This is a genomic window from Fictibacillus sp. NPDC058756 (assembly GCF_042746035.1).
Lineage (GTDB): Bacteria > Bacillota > Bacilli > Bacillales > Fictibacillaceae > Fictibacillus.
The window spans coordinates 703361-721206 of the sequence record NZ_JBHYPU010000001.1; the positions used below are offsets into that span (position 1 = coordinate 703361).

Annotated in this window: 18 protein-coding genes; 16 read left to right on the forward strand and 2 right to left on the reverse strand. The window is 41.0% G+C overall.

Annotation, left to right across the window (positions count from 1 at the left end):
- The first annotated feature begins 156 nt into the window (after positions 1 to 156).
- The 10 genes from ACFW35_RS03415 to ACFW35_RS03460 all read left to right on the forward strand — a co-directional run bounded on the left by ACFW35_RS03415 (position 157) and on the right by ACFW35_RS03460 (position 10390).
- A complete protein-coding gene (locus ACFW35_RS03415; RefSeq protein ID WP_379843804.1) occupies positions 157 to 1782 on the forward strand; it encodes a tetratricopeptide repeat protein in 1626 nt (541 codons plus the stop codon).
- 84 nt (positions 1783 to 1866) lie between these two features.
- Positions 1867 to 2823: a thioredoxin-disulfide reductase gene (gene trxB, locus ACFW35_RS03420; RefSeq protein ID WP_379843805.1), complete on the forward strand. Its 957-nt coding sequence runs from the start codon at positions 1867 to 1869 to the stop codon at positions 2821 to 2823.
- Between the two features lie 637 nt (positions 2824 to 3460).
- Positions 3461 to 3919 carry an NUDIX hydrolase gene (locus ACFW35_RS03425; RefSeq protein WP_066292588.1) on the forward strand — a complete coding sequence of 153 codons (459 nt, stop codon included), beginning with the start codon at positions 3461 to 3463 and terminating at the stop codon, positions 3917 to 3919.
- 51 nt (positions 3920 to 3970) lie between these two features.
- The gene (gene rapZ / locus ACFW35_RS03430; protein ID WP_379843807.1) at positions 3971 to 4846 is read left to right on the forward strand and encodes an RNase adapter RapZ; all 876 of its coding nucleotides are present in this window, start codon (positions 3971 to 3973) and stop codon (positions 4844 to 4846) included.
- Positions 4847 to 5797, forward strand: coding sequence for a gluconeogenesis factor YvcK family protein (locus ACFW35_RS03435; protein WP_379843809.1), 951 nt, complete (start codon positions 4847 to 4849; stop codon positions 5795 to 5797).
- A gap of 37 nt (positions 5798 to 5834) precedes the next feature.
- Complete coding sequence (gene whiA / locus ACFW35_RS03440) at positions 5835 to 6776, forward strand: DNA-binding protein WhiA (protein ID WP_379843811.1); 942 nt, start codon at positions 5835 to 5837, stop codon at positions 6774 to 6776.
- A gap of 43 nt (positions 6777 to 6819) precedes the next feature.
- Complete coding sequence (locus tag ACFW35_RS03445; protein ID WP_066292578.1) at positions 6820 to 7077, forward strand: HPr family phosphocarrier protein; 258 nt, start codon at positions 6820 to 6822, stop codon at positions 7075 to 7077.
- A 135-nt stretch (positions 7078 to 7212) separates the two neighbouring features.
- Positions 7213 to 7512 carry a hypothetical protein gene (locus ACFW35_RS03450; RefSeq protein ID WP_379843812.1) on the forward strand — a complete coding sequence of 100 codons (300 nt, stop codon included), beginning with the start codon at positions 7213 to 7215 and terminating at the stop codon, positions 7510 to 7512.
- 237 nt (positions 7513 to 7749) lie between these two features.
- Entirely contained in the window at positions 7750 to 9291 is a 1542-nt protein-coding gene (trpE, locus tag ACFW35_RS03455; protein WP_379843814.1) for an anthranilate synthase component I, read from the forward strand.
- Positions 9292 to 9412: 121 nt separating this feature from the next.
- The gene (locus tag ACFW35_RS03460) at positions 9413 to 10390 is read left to right on the forward strand and encodes a zinc-binding dehydrogenase (protein ID WP_379843816.1); all 978 of its coding nucleotides are present in this window, start codon (positions 9413 to 9415) and stop codon (positions 10388 to 10390) included.
- A gap of 56 nt (positions 10391 to 10446) precedes the next feature.
- On the opposite strand, the gene clpP is transcribed toward ACFW35_RS03460, so the two are convergent.
- Complete coding sequence (clpP, locus tag ACFW35_RS03465; RefSeq protein ID WP_379835745.1) at positions 10447 to 11049, reverse strand: ATP-dependent Clp endopeptidase proteolytic subunit ClpP; 603 nt, start codon at positions 11047 to 11049, stop codon at positions 10447 to 10449.
- A 220-nt stretch (positions 11050 to 11269) separates the two neighbouring features.
- Positions 11270 to 11485 carry a protein YvfG gene (gene yvfG / locus ACFW35_RS03470; protein ID WP_379835743.1) on the reverse strand — a complete coding sequence of 72 codons (216 nt, stop codon included), beginning with the start codon at positions 11483 to 11485 and terminating at the stop codon, positions 11270 to 11272.
- A 335-nt stretch (positions 11486 to 11820) separates the two neighbouring features.
- Here yvfG and cspD point away from each other — a divergent pair, with 335 nt between their 5' ends.
- The 6 genes from cspD to ACFW35_RS03500 all read left to right on the forward strand — a co-directional run bounded on the left by cspD (position 11821) and on the right by ACFW35_RS03500 (position 17818).
- The gene (gene cspD / locus ACFW35_RS03475; RefSeq protein WP_066245685.1) at positions 11821 to 12021 is read left to right on the forward strand and encodes a cold-shock protein CspD; all 201 of its coding nucleotides are present in this window, start codon (positions 11821 to 11823) and stop codon (positions 12019 to 12021) included.
- A gap of 197 nt (positions 12022 to 12218) precedes the next feature.
- Entirely contained in the window at positions 12219 to 13547 is a 1329-nt protein-coding gene (rpoN, locus tag ACFW35_RS03480; RefSeq protein WP_379843817.1) for an RNA polymerase factor sigma-54, read from the forward strand.
- Between the two features lie 319 nt (positions 13548 to 13866).
- Positions 13867 to 14112 (forward strand): glutaredoxin family protein, encoded by a 246-nt coding sequence (locus tag ACFW35_RS03485; RefSeq protein ID WP_379843819.1) that lies wholly within the window; start codon positions 13867 to 13869, stop codon positions 14110 to 14112.
- A gap of 282 nt (positions 14113 to 14394) precedes the next feature.
- Positions 14395 to 15417: a sugar-binding transcriptional regulator gene (locus ACFW35_RS03490; protein ID WP_379843820.1), complete on the forward strand. Its 1023-nt coding sequence runs from the start codon at positions 14395 to 14397 to the stop codon at positions 15415 to 15417.
- A gap of 81 nt (positions 15418 to 15498) precedes the next feature.
- Positions 15499 to 16506, forward strand: coding sequence for a type I glyceraldehyde-3-phosphate dehydrogenase (gene gap, locus ACFW35_RS03495; RefSeq protein WP_066292564.1), 1008 nt, complete (start codon positions 15499 to 15501; stop codon positions 16504 to 16506).
- A gap of 127 nt (positions 16507 to 16633) precedes the next feature.
- Complete coding sequence (locus tag ACFW35_RS03500) at positions 16634 to 17818, forward strand: phosphoglycerate kinase (RefSeq protein WP_379843822.1); 1185 nt, start codon at positions 16634 to 16636, stop codon at positions 17816 to 17818.
- Positions 17819 to 17846: the final 28 nt, after the last annotated feature.

Sequence of the window (17846 nt, forward strand, 5' to 3'; positions counted from 1 at the left end):
CCTTCAATCATTTTTTGTCGAAAGTTTCCTGCACATTATTTACAGTCAAAGGGGTGTTAGTATTTTTCGCATGTGTTATAATTTTTTGGTTGAAAACTTTGTGAACTGAACGATAAAGAAGTAAAGAGTTTACATAGTAGATGGGGGAACTAGTATATGTATAAAAGAAAAAGGGCCAGTGAAGCAGGCGGCCGCGTTCTTCCCTTTATCCAGGATGGGGACTATTTTTTCGAAAAAGGAATTAAAGCCTATAATAGGCGTGATTTATATACAGCAAAAAAAATGTTTGAGCGGGCCGTGACCTTCCAGCCGGAAGAGCCCTCTTTTTTATGTCAGCTGGCTTCAACGCTTGCTGAGATCGGTGAATATGAAGAATCCAACAGGCATTTATTGAACGTAATCGAGAGTGGATCTGATATGTCAGAATGCCACTTTTTCCTTGCGAACAATTTTGCTCATTTAGGCATGTATTCTGATGCAGAAGAACATGCTTTGTTATACATTCAATACGATCCAGACGGTGAGTTTGTCGATGACACGCAGGAATTGCTTGATCTGATCAGTCTTGAAACAGGCAGCAAGTCAACGAACGGTCTGCCTCTTTCGACAGAAGAGGAGCTGATCAAATCTCATGATGAAGCAAGACAATCGATCGAGCGGGGAGATCTTCCTCTTGCACAAGAGCAGCTTCGTGAAATTATCGAAAATCACCCGAAGTTTTGGGCAGCATACAATAATTTAGCTCTCACGCATTTTTATAAAAGTGAATTTGATGAAGCGATGGATGTTCTTCAGGATGTACTGGATAAGAATCCTGGAAATCTTAATGCTTTATGTAATTTAGCGATCTTTTTATTCCATTTAGGAATGGACGAACCTGGCGGGAAACTTGTGGACCGGCTTAAAATGGTGCACCCGATGCACCCGGAGCACAGATATAAGCTCGGAAACACGTTTGGTCTTTTAGAGGAGCATGTTTATGCAAATAAATGGCTGCAAACGTTAAGAAAATCGTCGTTCATTTATGATCCTGTAACGACTCATATGCTTGCCGTTTCTTATTACGCGCTCGGACATAAAGAGCTTTCTTTAAAAACGTGGAAAAAGGTGCTCGAATTAGATCCAGAAGGCAATGTTGCACCATTTTATATGGAAAAAGCACAAAACGATGAACTGACGGTGTCAGGCGGAGACTATCAGTACCGCATTCCCGCGAACAAGCAGAACAAGCCGAAAAAAGACCGTCAGATTAAAGCGATGGAACATATCCAGCAGATACGTAAAGGGCTGGAAAAAAACAAAATCACGCATTTATTTCTACTTAGAGGGAATAAAAATGAAGAGGCCTACGAGACTCTTCGTGATTTTTGCATGCGCAAAGAAGAATCTCTTTTTGTAAAAGAAATTGCTGCAAATATCATGCTTGAGCACCATCCGGAGCTCCCGGTTAAACTAGCACATGAAGAAGCTCTCGTAGAAGTAGGGAGTCCTTCTGCTCTATTAACAAAGGCACTTGATGTTCTTCAGATTGTTAAAGAAAGCAGCCCTGCAATCGATGAGCAAGTTCTTTTTTACTGGTCAGAAGCTATAAAGCTGTCAGAGGTTAAAGGCGAAAAAATCTTTGATAATGAAAAAGCAATCGCAGCGGCGATCGATCACTTAGCACGTAAGCAAAGAGGTAAATCGACTCAAAAAGCAATCGCTGAATTGTACGATGTTTCGGTTTCTGTCCTCTCCTTAAGGATTAAAAAGCTGATCAGCTGGGTAAATCGCAACGTATGAGCAGAATCTTGGACTTTGCTCCTATGAGCCGATAGGATTGACGTATAGTAAATAAGAATTTCCTTATATAAGGAGTGTACTTAAATGAGTGAAGAAAAAATTTATGATGTAGCAATATTAGGTGCAGGACCAGCGGGTATGACTGCTGCAGTTTACACATCCCGTGGGAATTTGGATACGATTATGATCGAACGCGGAATTCCAGGCGGACAGATGGCAAATACAGAGGACGTTGAGAACTACCCTGGATTTGACCATATTTTAGGACCAGAACTTTCAAACAAAATGTTTGAGCACGCAAAAAAGTTCGGTGCTGAATACGCGTATGGTGATGTAAAAGAAATCATCGACGGTGAAGAATATAAGACGATCAAAGCAGGCAGCAAAACATACAAAGCCCGCTCGATTATTATTTCTACAGGTGCCGAATATAAAAAGCTTGGTGTACCTGGTGAAAAAGAATTATCAGGCCGCGGTGTATCTTATTGTGCGGTTTGTGACGGAGCGTTCTTTAAAGGCCGTGAACTGGTTGTTGTCGGCGGTGGAGACTCTGCAGTTGAAGAAGGCGTGTACTTAACACGTTTTGCGACAAAAGTAACCATCGTTCATAGACGCGATAAACTTCGTGCTCAAAAGATCCTTCAGCAGCGTGCGTTTGACAATGATAAGATCGATTTCATTTGGAATCATTCTTTAAAAGAAATCCACGCTGAGAATAACAAAGTAAGTAACGTAACCCTTGTAAATACTGAAACTGGGGAAGAGTCAGATGTTAAAACAGACGGAGTATTCATTTATATCGGGATGCTTCCGCTAAATGCAGCATTCAAAGACCTTGGTATCACAAACGAAAACGGTTATGTAGAAACGAACGAACAGATGGAAACGAAGATCCCAGGTATCTTTGCTGCTGGTGATATTCGTGAAAAAACGCTTCGTCAAATTGTTACGGCAACAGGTGATGGAAGTATCGCTGCACAGGCTGCACAGCACTATGTAGAAAATTTGGCTGAAAAGTTAAAAAACGTAACTTCTAATTAATCAACTTGTAACAGTGGTGAAACAATTGTGGGGTAATATAAAAATAAGAAATTGACCCCCTTTTTATAAAGGCAAGACTTTGACACGGAGCTATGCTTCGTGTCCTTTTTTTGTTTTGGGCTTAAGTTGATTAGATATTGGTTTTTGTTGTCCAGTGCAGTTAGAAGGGCGGAATCTCAAAAAATGAAAACTCGCGGATATATGATGAAAATTCGCGGAATTATTGCCAAAACTCGCGGAATTAACAATGAAACTCGCGGGATTAAAGCCAAAAATTTAGGGATTATAGCTTTTGAAAGTCATATGAAAAGGTTGGCGGATGCCAAGCTGCCTATCTGTGATCGATTTCGAAGCGAATTCAATTTAAATTGCTGTTTTTTTCGCTCATTTTCATATAAATTGCATAAGTCCGCGTATTATAGACAGCTAGAGATTCAATCAAAGTGAAAATAAGGCTATTTCCAAAAAACTTTTGTAATTGCCATTTTATTCACCGGTTTTACTCACATAATAAAACGAAAACGATACTTTAAAACTAAGAATACTAAATACGATCAACCCTTGAGGCGTCTGTATTGTGAGGGGTTACATAATTTAGTATACTAAACGATATAGACAAAGCCCTGAGGTGAAATAAGTGCAAAGAGTAACAAACTGTGTGTTAATCAAAGATAATCAAGTGCTTTTGCTTCAAAAGCCTAGACGGGGATGGTGGGTAGCACCCGGAGGTAAAATGGAGTCAGAAGAGTCGATCCGTGACACTGTTATCCGGGAATACCGGGAAGAAACAGGTATTTATTTAAAGAACCCTCAATTAAAGGGTGTTTTTAATTTTATTATTAAACAAGGTGACAAAATCGTATCGGAATGGATGATGTTTACCTTTTTAGCAACAGATTCAGAAGGTGAAGCGCTAGAGGAGTGTGAAGAAGGTAAATTAGCCTGGAAGCCAGTTGATGAAGTAAGAGAACTTCCGATGGCACCAGGAGATCATCACATTTTGGATTATGTGACAAAAGGAAGCAATATGATTTTTGGCACATTCACGTATACACCTGATTTTGAGTTGCTTTCCTATCGATTAGATCCGGCTTAACATGGAGCCGGCAGCATAAGAATTGAACATAGTTTACAGGGGGGATATGGCATGGAAAGACAAGACGTACAAATGGTGATTATTACAGGAATGTCAGGAGCCGGAAAAACGGTGGCCATGCAGAGCTTCGAGGATTTAGGCTTCTTCTGTGTAGATAATCTGCCGCCTGCACTACTCCCGAAATTTGTAGAATTGATGCAAGAATCTGCAGGCAAGCTGAATAAGGTTGCACTCGTAATGGACCTTCGTGGCCGTGAGTTTTTTGATCAGTTGTTTTCAACGCTTGACCAGCTTGCGGTCTCATCAGACATCCAGCCGCAGATTTTATATTTAGACTGCAAGGATGCTACACTTGTCCGCCGGTATAAGGAAACGCGCCGTTCGCATCCGCTGGCGAAAAGCGGAAATCCTCTTCAAGGCATCACGCAGGAACGTGAAATGCTGGAAGAGCTAAAGGGAAGAGCTCAGCAAGTGCTCGATACATCAGACCTTAAACCGCTGCAATTGCGTGAGCGCATCATTCAGCGCTATTCTGCGAACGCTGCACATCCGTTTACAATCAATGTCATGTCATTCGGTTTTAAATATGGCATGCCGATTGACGCTGACTTGGTATTTGACGTACGTTTCTTGCCGAACCCTCATTACATTGAGCATATGAGACCGAGAACAGGGCTCGAGCCGGACATATCTGAGTATGTTTTAAAATGGCCGGAAACAAATAAATTTTTAGAGAAGCTGCTTGACCTTCTTCACTTTATGGTTCCGCAATACAAGCGTGAAGGAAAGAGCCAGCTTATAATCGGAATCGGCTGTACAGGCGGGAAACACCGTTCTGTAGCCCTTGCTGAATATATCGGAAACGTACTATCCAAAGAATACGTTACATTCAGCAGCCACAGAGATATGGGAAAGGATAAAGTATAGATGAAGAAGCAGCCGAAAGTGGTAGTGCTTGGCGGAGGAACGGGTCTTTCCGTTCTCCTTCGAGGTTTGAAGCGCTATCCTGTAGATATTACTGCTATCGTTACGGTTGCAGATGATGGCGGCAGCTCAGGAAGACTGAGGAGGGATTATGACATGCCCCCTCCTGGGGACGTCAGAAACGTGATCGCTGCGCTTTCTGAAGTAGAGCCGCTTGTAGAAAAAATGTTTCAGCACCGGTTCAAGGTGGGTGACGGTATAACCGGTCACTCGCTCGGGAACCTTCTTTTAGCTGCAATGCACGATATTACGGGAGACTTTTTAACAGGAATCCGGGAACTTTCCCGCGTTTTAAACGTAAGAGGTCAAGTACTGCCTGCAGCGAAGAACAGTATTATTTTAAGTGCTGAATTAGAAGATGGGACGATTGTACAGGGGGAATCTAAAATCCCGCTGTCGAATAAAAAGATTAGAAGAGTTTTCTTAAATGATGAACATATCGAACCGCTTCGTGAAAGTGTTAAAGCCATTCAAGAAGCAGATCTTATTGTAATCGGACCAGGTAGTCTTTATACGAGCATTCTGCCGAATCTTCTCGTTGGCGGAATTTCTAAGGCCATTCGCGAGGCAACGGCACCTAGAGTGTATGTATGCAACGTCATGACTCAGCCGGGTGAGACGACGGATTATACAGCAGGAGATCATATACAAGCTTTAATCGATCATGTAGGGCATAATTTTATAGATGTCGTAATCGTGAATAATGAAACGATACCTTCTGAGTTTCTGGATCTTTATCTTGAAGAAGGTGCATCACAGGTTTTATTTGATGAGGAGCGTCTAAAGTCGTTCGGCATCGGGTTAGTTTGCGATAATATCATTCAGTACGGAACGCTTGTCAGACATGATGCCAGACGTGTATCTGATCTGCTATTAGGACTTATTGAAATATAGTTAAGTTCAGGGAACAAAAAGAGAGGTGGTGAAGCAGATGTCATTCGCTGCAGATACAAAGAAAGAATTAACGCAGCTTGAACTGAAGGACTGCTGTAAAAAAGCAGAGCTTGCTGCATTGATTCGAATGAATGGCTCCATCTCTTTCAGCAACAGAAAGCTGATTCTAGATATTCCAACTGAGAATGCTGCAATTGCTAGAAGGATTTATACGCTGATCAAGGGTGTTTATCCTTATCACGTTGAGCTGTTAGTACGAAAAAAGATGCGCTTGAAAAAGAACAACGTTTACATCGTACGAGTTTCAGAAGAATCAAGAGCATTGTTGGAAGATTTGAAGATTATTGACGGGTCTTTCACGTTTACCCGCAATATTGCAGAGGAATTTAATAAAAAAAGCTGCTGCCGCCGTGCATATATGAGAGGTGCTTTTCTAGCCGGTGGTTCAGTGAACCATCCTGAGACGAGCTATCATCTTGAGATTTTTTCCATGTACGAAGAGCATACGGTTGCATTAGCTGAACTGATGAATAAGTTTACGCTGAAAGCTAAAGTGCTTGAGCGTAAAAAAGGTTACATCATTTATTTAAAAGATGGTGAGAAAATTTCAGAGTTCTTAACACTGATCGGCGCTCACCATGCTGTTCTATTCTTTGAAGATATTCGTATTTTAAAAGATATGAGAAATTCGGTTAACCGCCTTGTAAACTGCGAAACGGCAAACTTGAACAAAACCGTTGGAGCCGCTATGAGACAGGTGGAAAATATTAAATACATCGAAGATCAGGTAGGGCTCGAAGTGCTTCCTGAGAAGCTGCGTGAAATTGCGAGGCTGCGTGTAACACATCAGGAAATAACGCTAAAGGAGCTGGGAGAGATGGTATCATCCGGCCCCGTAAGCAAATCAGGTGTAAATCACCGATTGCGAAAAATTGATGAAATTGCAGAGAAACTTAGAACAGGTCAACCCATCAATTGATGTTTCGATATAAAGAGAAGAAGGCTAGAGGAGGTAGAATAGAATGGTTGAGAAAAAGGTAACTGTGCAGTTAAAAAGCGGACTTCAGGCACGTCCGGCAGCGCTTTTCGTTCAAGAAGCAAACCGTTTCACTTCAGATGTGTTCGTTGAAAAAGAAGGCAAGAAAGTAAATGCAAAAAGCATCATGGGGATCATGAGCTTAGCAGTCGGCTCTGGCTCTGAGCTGGTGTTAGCTGTGGATGGTCCTGATGAAAATGAAGCGATCGAAGCCCTTGCAGAGTTTGTCTCAAAAACCGAGTAGGGGTCTGACCCCAGACAATTACAAACCGCCATTTTGTCCATACGAGGAGGACAAAATGGCGGTTTTTTTATTTTACAGGGTTGGCCTCACACAGTTTCTTAATATAGTGATAAAGAGGAAAGGGAGGCGATTGCTTTGGAGCATACGAGTATTATGTATGACTGGTCGTTTGCCGCTGGTTTAACAATGGTAAATATCCTCTTAACCCTTTATATCCTTAAACCAAAGAAAAGCACGCTAAGAAGAATCTATTGGGTTTTCATGCTTATTTTTATTATCATCTATCCTCTCGCATTGCTCGGCTACTCTTTTGCAGATCCGTCAAACCCAGGTCTCTTCTTAAGCCTTGCTTTCGGGATCACCGCAACCTTCAGCATCCTATTATTTTTCAGTGTGTGCTGGATCTGGGTCATCAGGCATTCCTTTTATCGCTGAGATCCGTTCAAAGTACTGCAAACAGTTGACAGACAAAGGGCTAGCCTTTATATTAATCACTAATCAGGAGAATAGCAGTTAGTTGAGATGAGTGGAGAGAAGAGAGCATAGCTTGAGCTGAGTTGAGAGTATTTAATCCTTGATTAAACCTCTTTCTTAGTTTATTAATGTTGCTTTAAAACAAGCCTCCGCTGTAACAAGCGAGAGGCTTTTATTATTTGAAAGAGGTGGTTGAAAATGTTTAGCCCATCAATAGAGGACGTCGTATCTCTTACAAAACAAAATTATAATGTCATTCCGGTCGGTTTTACGTACCTTTCCGATCATGAAACGTGTATCTCACAATTTGAAAAGGTCCGTCATGAAAATTATTCGTTTTTACTTGAAAGTGTAGAAGGCGGAGAACGCTGGGCAAGGTACTCTTATATTGGCAGGAAGCCCTTCTTGGTAATCTCCTCAAAAGGGTATGATGTGAATCTAACCTACCTAAACGATAATGAAAGCAAAACCATGCAAGAACACGGTTCTCCTTTAGATATAGTGAAGAAACACATATCACGCTACAAATCTCCCAAACTCACTGAACTCCCGCCATTTACAGGAGGCGCTGTCGGATTCTTCGGATATGATCTTATTCATACTTTCGAAAATGTCCCTTCACCGCCCACTCCATCTAACCAGTCGAATGAAATGGAATTTCTATTTACAGATGAAATGATCGTTTTTGATCACCTTAAACAAAAAACTACGATTCTTTGCAATATGCATATTGATCGTGACGATCAAGAAGAAACCATTCAAAAGAAATATGAACAAGTTTGCGCAAACATCCGTAAAACCTATCATGGATTGCAGGAGCCTTCAAAAAAGACATCTATAAAAAACGATTTTGCCTTTGAAAAGAATAAGCGAACAGGAAATGTCCGTTCTTCCCATACGAAAGAAGAGTTCTGCTCAATGGTGGAAAAAGCAAAGGAATATATCAAAACAGGTGACATCTTTCAAGTCGTTCTGTCACAGCGGTTCGAGCAGGAAACAGAAGCAGATCCCTTTGATGTGTACAGACTGCTTCGTTCGATGAACCCTTCACCGTACATGTATTATTATAAATCGAAAGATACCTATATCGTTGGAGCGTCCCCTGAACTTCTTGTAAAAGTGGATAACGGCTGCATTGAGAACCGGCCAATCGCAGGAACAAGACCTAGAGGAAAAACACGGGAAGAAGACATAGCGTTTGAAGCAGACCTTTTGGCAGATGAAAAAGAACGCGCGGAACATGTGATGCTCGTTGACTTAGGACGGAACGATGTTGGCCGGGTGAGCGAATTTGGCACAGTGGAACTTGATTCTTATATGGAGATCGAACGATATTCCCATGTGATGCACATCGTTTCGCATGTAAAAGGAAAAATGCAAAAGGATAAAGATTTCTTTGATGCCCTTCGTTCATGTATGCCAGCAGGTACCGTATCAGGTGCTCCAAAGGTAAGAGCTATGCAGATTATCTCCGAACTTGAAAAAGAAGCCCGGGGCGTCTATGGAGGTGCAATCGGCTACCTAGGCTTTAATGGCCAAATGGACTCATGTATCGCCATTCGGACAATCGTTTTCCAGGACGGAAAAGCGTATGTCCAAGCTGGAGCAGGAGTCGTAGCAGATTCTGTCCCAGAGCGGGAATATGAAGAAACCGTAAACAAAGCCAAGGCCATGCTAAAAGCAATCGAAGGGGGGACAGACCCCAGACAAATACAAATCCCCAGTTTGTCCATTCAGTAAGGACACCAATCGTGAAATAAGCTGAGCATTTTTCTACTCGTGTTCTTTGAAAATGGATATACTGTCCCTTGTATCAAATTTTTGATTATACTAACTCAGAACGTAAAGGGGACTTATATAGATGAAAGCTTTGCTGCTTGAAGATAAAAATATGTGGCGTGAAATGAAGGTAAGTGAGACGGAGAAACCTGCTCCTGGACCAGGTGAAGTACTTGTTAAAGTAAAAGCTGCGGGTCTTAATCCGGTAGATTACAAAACCGCAACCAACGGAAATCCGAATTGGTCATATCCGCACATTTTGGGAGTGGATGCAGCAGGAGTTATAGAAGAAACAGGCGAAGGTGTATCAGAATTCCAAATAGGAGACCGTGTATTTTATCATGGAAATCTGACGAAAAAAGGCGGATTTGCTGAATTTGCTGTAACAACTGCTCACACCGTTGCAAGAATACCTGATGTGTTATCTTTTGAAGATGCTGCTGCTCTTCCTTGTGCTGGTATGACAGCTTATCAAGCTTTAGTTCGTAAAATGAACCTTCAGAGCGGAGAAACGATTCTTATTCATGGCGGCGCAGGCGGTGTAGGCGGATTTGCAATCCAGCTTGCCAAAAACATCGGTGCAAAAGTTATTACAACTTGTTCTCCTGAAAATGAAGAGTACGTTAAAGAGCTCGGAGCAGATTACGTTATCTTTTATAAAACAGAAAATGTTCACGCTCGTATTTTGGAAATAACAGAAAATGCAGGTGTGAACGCAGTACTGGATACAGTAAGCTGTGATAATGCTACAGACTCACTCAAAAGCATTGCATTTAATGGCCGAATCGCTTTCATTGCCGGTAATCCAGATTATTCTGCTGTAAAACCTTTTAGTCAGGCACTGTCTTTCCATGAAATCGCACTGGGCGCAGCTCATTTTTCAAATAATATTGAAGCACAAAAAGATTTAGCAGCAATGAATGAAGAATTAGCCAATCTCGTTGTTGAAAGCAAACTATCTACAATGATTTCAGAAAAAATAACATTAGAAGAAGTGCCGGCTGCGCTTATCAAACTTTCAGAAAGACATGTTAAAGGGAAAATTGTAGCTGTCATCTAAATATTGCAAACAAAAAAACAGGATCACCTCAGCGGCGGTCCTGTTTTTAATAAAACTTATTTTTTAATATCTGTGCTGTCTACTGAAGTAATCAGCTTATCAACTAAACCATATTCTACAGCAGCTTCAGCTGTTAAGAAGTTGTCACGGTCTGTGTCGCGCTCGATAACTTCAAGCGGCTGACCAGTTTTTTCAGCCAAGATTTTGTTTAGCTGTTCACGCATCTGGATAATGCGGCGAGCGTGGATTTCGATGTCGCTCGCTTGACCGCGAGTTCCGCCAAGCGGCTGGTGAATCATTACTTCTGAGTTTGGAAGAACGTAACGCTTTCCTTTTTCACCTGCAGCAAGCAAGAATGCACCCATGGATGCAGCCATACCGATACAGATTGTTGATACATGCGGCTTAATGAAGTTCATTGTGTCATAGATCGCCATACCAGAAGTGATAGATCCACCTGGGCTGTTTATGTATAACGAGATGTCTTTATCAGGATCTTCAGCGGCTAGGAATAAAAGCTGTGCAACGATAGAGTTTGATACGTTGTCATCGATCGCGCTGCCAAGCATAATAATTCGGTCTTTTAATAATCGGGAGTAGATATCGTAAGCGCGCTCCCCACGGTTCGTTTGTTCAATTACTGTTGGAATTAAGTTCATGGAAATCCTCCTTCTCCTTTTTCACTTTAAACTGTACTGTCATCATACAAAAAAGGTCAAACAAGGTCAAACGATATGCTGTTTAACTTTTCAATTCGCCAACATATGCATAATATCCTTCTTAAACCTTATGTATGGGCTATCATCATAATGCCCGCGAGGAGTAGGATTTTAAACCTCTGGATGTGAAAACATTACCCTTTTTCTTTAATAAGTAAGCTTAATTTTGATTTTTAATTTCGATATAAGCCGTTTCCAAATTACGTATGCGGCGAACGATCTCACTGTTTTTATTCAAGTTGTCATTAATAAGTGTCCCAACAATAGAACGGTAATAGGCGTTCATCGCGTGTGTTTTTGTAAAAACATCTTTATTTCTTTCTATATAATGCTGAAAGTTTTCTTTAAAATAAGGTACTGAAAATGCTTCGCTCATGGTATCCTCCTAAAACTAAGTGGAAAGTAAATAATAATGTGTATATAAAACCCTTATCTATCATAGCCTATTCTTGTGCCTAATCAAAATTAAATGAAAAAAATCATCCCTAGTTTTGACAATTGAATTTAGGCATGTTATATTTTATTTAACCATTTACGGTGTGAATATTTTTGGATTTAAAGCGGTCGTACTTTTTGAATAAGAAGTGGAACACTTAAATCCGCTTCTGATTATTCAGATGAGTACGTATTTTTTTATGCCTTTTTATTTACATAGTAATACGGTTAAAAGAGTTAAAACGCTTACATAGCGTTTGTAAGGAGGAAACACCCATGCAAAATGGTAAAGTAAAATGGTTTAACGCTGAGAAAGGTTTCGGCTTCATCGAAGTTGAAGGCGGAAACGACGTATTCGTTCACTTTTCTGCGATTCAATCAGAAGGCTTCAAGTCTCTTGAAGAAGGACAAGAAGTATCTTTCGAAATCGTTGATGGCGAGCGTGGACCACAAGCTGCTAACGTAACAAAACTTTAATAGTAAAGTTTAGAATGCCAGACTGCCCCCGGGCGGTGCTGGCATTTTTTTGTACCCTTAGAATTGTGTGAGAATTGACTGGGGTCTGTCCCGGGACAGACCCCAGTCAATTCTCATTTCAATTACATCACCGCCAAATTTTGTAGGATGTATAGCGCTTACATCTGTAGTATCATGAATAGGAGGAGGGATACAAAATGGAAATGGGTTTGTACCAACAGCAGAGCATGAATCTCGTCATGACAACTGAACTACGCCAGGCCATAGCCATTTTACAAGTTCCTAGTTATGAACTTACTTCCTATCTGCAAGAGCAGGCGTTAGAAAATCCGTTAATCGAAATCACAGAGCCAAAAGGCATGTTTACAACACTGAAAAAAAGCGGACGTAAAAATGGGGTCAGCAGTCAATCAGCTGATAAACAGAGTTACGACCATCTGATCATCGAACAAGAAACGCTGTATGACTATCTATATAAACAATCAATCTTGCTTCCTCTTCAGGAACAGGACCGGAAAATATTTAATTATCTTTTATTAAGCCTGAATGAAAATGGCTATCTGACTGTAACGGCTGAAGAAACGGCAGCACAATTTACAGCAACAATAGCGAATTGTGAAGAACTTATCTCTATGCTGCAGAAGCTAGAACCAACTGGAATCGGTGCCCGCAGTTTAAGAGAGTGCCTTTTAATCCAGCTTTCTGAACAAAAACTCGAACACACATTAAGCTACATAATCGTCGATCAGCATTTAGAACTGCTAGCAGAACGGAAAATCAAAACCTTATCTGAACTGCTTAATGTCCCCCCGCAGCAGATTGAAGAAGCGGCAGATTTTCTGCAGACATTAGATCCGCGGCCGGGAGCAGCTTTTTCGCCACCAGATGAGCAGTCTTATTTATATCCGGATGTGTCAGTGGCAGTGGCAGTGGAAAGCGGGAAGCTTCATATTTCGATCAACGAGCAATATTCACCAGTCTTGAAGCTGAATGACAGCTATGCATCCCTTTTGCAAGATAAACATAAAAAGTCAAAATTTATAGATGAATCGTATCAAAAGTTCAACTGGCTTAAAAAAGCTTTAGAACAAAGAAAAGAAACACTTCTCAAAATTACATCTGAGATCGTTAGAGTCCAAGAGAAATATTTTCATACGTTCGAGAAAAAGGACCTCATACCATTAACGTTAAAGGATGTAGCTGATCAAATAGGCGTGCATGAATCTACTGTTAGCCGTGCGGTGAAGAATAAAGTTTTGCAGACTTCCAAAGGGGCAGTTGAGCTTAAGTCATTTTTCTCAGCAAAAATATATACACAGGATGGCGGGAGTGCTTCAGCAACATCAGCAAAAACACAGATAAAAAAGCTGATAGAAAGCGAGAACAAACTAAAGCCATTATCTGATCAAGTTCTTGCAGCTTTATTAGAACAAAACAGCGGGCTTAGCATCTCGCGAAGAACAGTTGCGAAGTATAGGGAAGAATTAAACATTCCATCCTCTTCAAAAAGAAAACGCTACTCTTAATAAATGAAATCAGATCTTTTCCAGCAGGAAGAGATCTTTTTCTTTGATTCATTCTAAAGATTATTGCTTTAGTACATTTTCTAGTTGATTGGAGCGTTAGGTGCGTGCCTACCACATGAGAAGCTTCTCGATAGGCATGCGACGAGGAAGCTCACCGCACGCCCCGTGGAAAGCGAGCAATCTGGAGCGGAGATCAACCACAATCAAGAGCAACAATGAATACGAAAACAGACTTTCTTAACGGATGAGATCTTTATTCTTTTTTAATAGGTTCTGCTATCATTTAAGTTAAACAATCGTTTAAAAAGGAGAATTAATAATGGCCGGAAAAAAAGTTGTTTTTTATACAAAAATACATTGTCCACTCTGCGATAAGGCGCATAAACTATTACAAGACCTGCAAAAAGAAATACCGTTCACAATTGAAACTGTAGACATTTATAAAAACGACGTACTTCTTGGAAAATACGGATTGATGATTCCTGTTATAGAAGTGGATGGCGCAGAAATCGATTACGGTATCATCTCCATTGATAAAGTAAAGAAAGCGCTTACTAATTTTTAATAAGTAAAAGTTGTTGAAATCTAGTGAAAGTATTTGATAATATAAACGTGCCAGAAGGAAATTTAACTTTTTAATGACAAAAAGTATTTTCTGGCACGTTTGAAATTCATGCGATCAGGGAATTATACAATTGGCAATAACATACTTGGTTAACACCAAGTTATTTTCTTACGCTAATGGGACAAAAAATGACTAACTGGGACCAAAAGTGTCCAATTAGACATTTTTTTACCCAACATAAACAAAACGTACCGTAATCCCATTGAATCAGGAGAATGTGCAATGAAGAATCTATTAGATGTGCAAAAGAAATTGCTGCCAGACCTTCTGGATACGATGCGGAAACGTTACAGCGTTTTAAATGTGGTGAGAATTCATGAGCCCATTGGCAGAAGAAGCTTAGCTTCGACCCTGAACATGACAGAACGGGTTTTGCGTTCTGAGGTTTCCTTTCTGAAAGATCAAGGGCTTCTAACGATTCAGACGTCTGGCATGTCATTAACTTCAGAGGGGCATGATATTTTAGTAGAACTCTCTGAGATGATGAAAGAATTGTCAGGTTTGCATGTTTTAGAATCAGATCTTAAGGAAATGTTAAATCTGTCTGAAGTCATCGTTGTACCAGGTGACAGTGATCAAGATCTTTGGGTCAAGAACGACATGGGTAAAGCTGCTGCTGACAGGCTTAAGCTTCAGCTGTCAACGAAAAACATTATTGCAGTAACGGGCGGTACAACTCTCGCCTCTGTTGCGGAAATGATGTCACCGATCCAAAAAGGCCAACAATTACTGTTTGTTCCAGCCCGCGGCGGACTTGGGGAGAAAGTTGAAAACCAAGCCAACACGATTTGCTCAACAATGGCTCAAAAAGCCAACGGCGAATACAGGCTGCTTCATTTGCCGGATCAGCTCAGCAAAGAAACCTATCTTTCTTTAATGGCTGAACCTTTTGTGAAAGAAGTGATGGAGCTCATACACTCCGCTGGTATAGTGCTGCACGGGATTGGTGATGCTAAAACAATGGCAGAACGCAGGAATTCCAACCTATCTCTTTTGGAAAAACTGGATGAAGAAAAAGCCGTCGCTGAAGCGTTTGGCTACTACTTTAACCAGCAAGGGGAAGTCGTTCATCGCGTCCGTACGATAGGACTGCAGCTTGATGAGCTTCACAACAGTGATTTCATCATGGCAGTAGCAGGCGGTTCATCTAAAGCAGATGCGATTGCAGCTTTTATGAAACATGGTCCAAAAAAGGTACTCATAACAGACGAGGGAGCTGCCCGAAATCTATTGGGTCGCCCGTAAGTCTATTTTCATTACGTTATTAAGGGGTTTTCCCTTTATATAAAAAATAAATTCTCTCTTAAATCAAGGAGGTCATTTTACATGGCAACAAAAATTGGTATTAACGGTTTCGGTCGTATCGGCCGTAATGTATTCCGCGCAGCATTCAACAACCCTGAGGTAGAAGTTGTGGCTGTAAACGACTTAACAGATGCAGACACTCTTGCTTTCCTTTTAAAGCATGACACTGTTCATGGCAAGTTCGCTGGTTCTGTAGAAGTTAAGGAAAATGCACTAATTGTAGATGGCAAAGAAATCAAAGTTTTAGCTGAACGCGATCCAGCACAACTTGGCTGGGGAGATCTTGGTGTAGAAGTAGTTGTTGAATCAACTGGACGCTTCACAAAGCGTGCTGACGCTGCTAAACACTTAGAAGCTGGCGCTAAAAAAGTAATCATTTCTGCTCCTGCTTCAGATGAGGATATCACAGTGGTTCTTGGTGTTAACGAAGATAAGTACGATGCTGCTAGCCACGATGTTATCTCTAACGCATCTTGTACTACAAACTGTCTTGCACCATTCGCAAAAGTTCTCCACGAGAAGTTTGGCGTGAAGCGCGGTATGATGACAACAGTTCACTCATACACAAACGATCAGCAAATTCTAGATCTTCCACATAAAGATCTTCGTCGTGCTCGTGCGGCTGCTGAGAACATCATTCCTACTTCAACTGGTGCTGCAAAAGCGGTATCTCTAGTGCTTCCTGAACTAAAAGGAAAGCTTAACGGTATGGCAATGCGTGTTCCAACTCCAAACGTATCTCTAGTTGACTTAGTTGTTGAATTAGACAAAGAAGTAACTGTTGACGAGGTTAATGCTGCACTTAAAGCAGAAGCTGAAGGCAACCTAAAAGGAATCCTTGGCTACTCTGAAGAGCCGCTTGTATCAACTGACTACAATGGCGACACACATTCTTCTACAATCGATGCTCTTTCTACAATGGTTATGGAAGGAAACATGGTTAAAGTTGTATCTTGGTACGATAACGAAACTGGATACTCAAATCGTGTTGTAGATTTAATTGACTATATCGCTAAAAAAGGACTTTAATAGATAAAGAAGAACAATAAGGAGGGGGAGAAGTCATTTTTCAGGGCTTCTACTCCTCTTTCCCATGTGAAATACAATGGTTGTCATTCTTTTAATCTTTTTGACTGTCAGGAGGTTTCATTTACTTATGAACAAAAAAAGTGTTCGCGACATCGATTTAAAAGGCAAAGTAGTTTTTTGCCGCGTTGATTTCAACGTGCCGATGAAAGATGGAAAGATTACAGATGAAACGCGTATTAATGCAGCTCTTCCAACCATCAAATACTTAACAGAGCAAGGTGCAAAAGTTCTTTTAGCAAGCCACTTAGGACGTCCAAAAGGACAAGTTGTGGAAGAGCTTCGTTTAGATCCAGTTGCACAGCGTTTAAGCGATCTTCTTGGAAAAGAAGTTGTGAAAACGGATGAAGGATACGGGGAAGAAGTAGAAAAAGCATTAGCAAGCCTAGAAGAAGGCGGCGTAATTCTCTTAGAAAATGTTCGTTTTTACCCTGGTGAGGAAAAGAACGATCCTGAACTAGCAGAAAAATTCGCAGCTTTGGCTGATGTTTATGTTAACGATGCTTTCGGAGCAGCACACCGTGCGCATGCTTCAACAGAAGGAATCGCAAAACATCTTCCTGCTGTATCAGGTTTGTTAATGGAAAAAGAACTTGAAGTGCTTGGAAAAGCTCTATCAAATCCTGACCGTCCTTTCACAGCGATTATTGGCGGTGCGAAAGTTAAGGACAAGATTGACGTAATTGACAATCTTTTAGACAAAGTAGACAACTTGATCATTGGCGGCGGCCTTGGCTACACATTCATTAAGGCTCTTGGTCATGACGTAGGGAAATCTCTTTTAGAAGAAGACAAAATTGAAACAGCTCGAGGCTTCATGGAAAAAGCGAAAGAAAAAGGCGTAAACCTCCTGATTGCTGAAGATGTTTTAGTTGCTGATGATTTTTCAAATGATGCTAACACTAAAAATGTAGACATCGATTCCATCCCATCAGACTGGGAAGGTCTTGATATCGGAACGAAAACCATTGAAAAGTACGTAAAGGTTATTAAAGAATCGAAGCTTGTAATATGGAACGGACCAATGGGTGTGTTTGAAATTGACGCATTCGCAAACGGTACTCGTTCAGTAGCAAACGCTCTTGCAGAAGCAACTGACACATACAGTGTTATCGGCGGCGGAGACTCAGCTGCAGCTGTTGAAAAGTTCGGTCTTGCTGATAAGATGAGTCACATCTCAACAGGCGGTGGAGCTTCTCTTGAGTTCATGGAAGGTAAGGCACTTCCAGGCGTCGAAGCACTTAACGACCGATAAGACATTTGCATGTTTAGAAAAAGGCTTT